At 40.2% G+C, this 981-nt stretch carries 1 protein-coding gene; it reads right to left on the bottom strand.

Annotated features, from left to right (window positions below):
• Nucleotides 1–85 precede the first annotated feature (85 nt).
• On the bottom strand, nt 86–981 hold an 896-nt coding region (locus tag O3746_RS10315), incomplete at its 5' end, for a YadA-like family protein (protein ID WP_371449037.1).

The following is a 981-nucleotide window of genomic DNA, read 5'->3' as shown; positions in this document are numbered from 1 at the left end:
TCTTTTATTATCAATGAATTACCACCATCATAAACCGCATTTTAAATGCGGTTTATTGTTAGATGTTAATTTTATCAAAGGAACGTTACCATTGATAACCAACGCTAGCCGACGCACCCGCACCACCGCGAGAGTTTGTGCTAGCAGCAAATTTCACACCCAATTTACCATTATCTGATAATCGAGAATAACCTACTGCTACAGCTGTTTCTCCTCGGTATGTACCAGTGCCGACAGATACCATGGATTTACCAGGTAAGGTTGCATGGTATAAGTTACCAGAAGACATCGCACCGGCAATACCAGCACTGAGTTTTTTATCCATCTTATTCATATCATTATGAATATTGGCAACAGCTCCTTTCAATTGGTTCACATTGACAGCATCTGTACCTTTAACACCCGGAGCAACATTTTGGATAGTCTTGTTGCCTGCATCGATACCGTCTTGGTTAATGGTTACTGGACCTGCTTTAAGTTCATTTGTTGTTACGCTATTAACAGTTACGTCTGGGTTCAGACTTACTTTTAACGCGTCGCCATCTTTCTTAACAAAGATGTTTTGAACTTCTTTCTCAACAGTTTTACCGGTTTGCTTATCGTAAACTTTAACCTTAGTACCTGCATCACCTTTAATCTGAATTGTATTGTTCAGTTTCTTCGTGATTGTACCTTGGCTTGAGCCAGTTTCATCAACTAGACCAAATGTACCATCAGCATCTTTACCGTCTCTACCATCTCGACCATCTTTACCGTTTCTGATGGTTGTTACAGTTTGTTTGCCGTTTCCATCAGTGATAGTGACTGTATGAGTATTATTGCCGTTGTCTTTAACTTCAGCTTTAGCATTCTTACCGTCTGCACCAGTATCACCTTTAGCACCTGTTGCACCATCTTTCACGATTGTGGTGGTTGTTTTACCATCACCATCTGTGATAGTGACTGTATGAGTATTATTGCCGTTGTCTTTAACTTCAGCTT

Origin of the sequence: Haemophilus sp. 27098_8_127, assembly GCF_041433495.1 — a bacterium.
Taxonomy (GTDB): Bacteria; Pseudomonadota; Gammaproteobacteria; order Enterobacterales; family Pasteurellaceae; genus Haemophilus_D.
The sequence above is the reverse complement of the archived record's forward strand: the minus strand, read 5'-3'. Positions and strand labels throughout refer to the sequence as shown.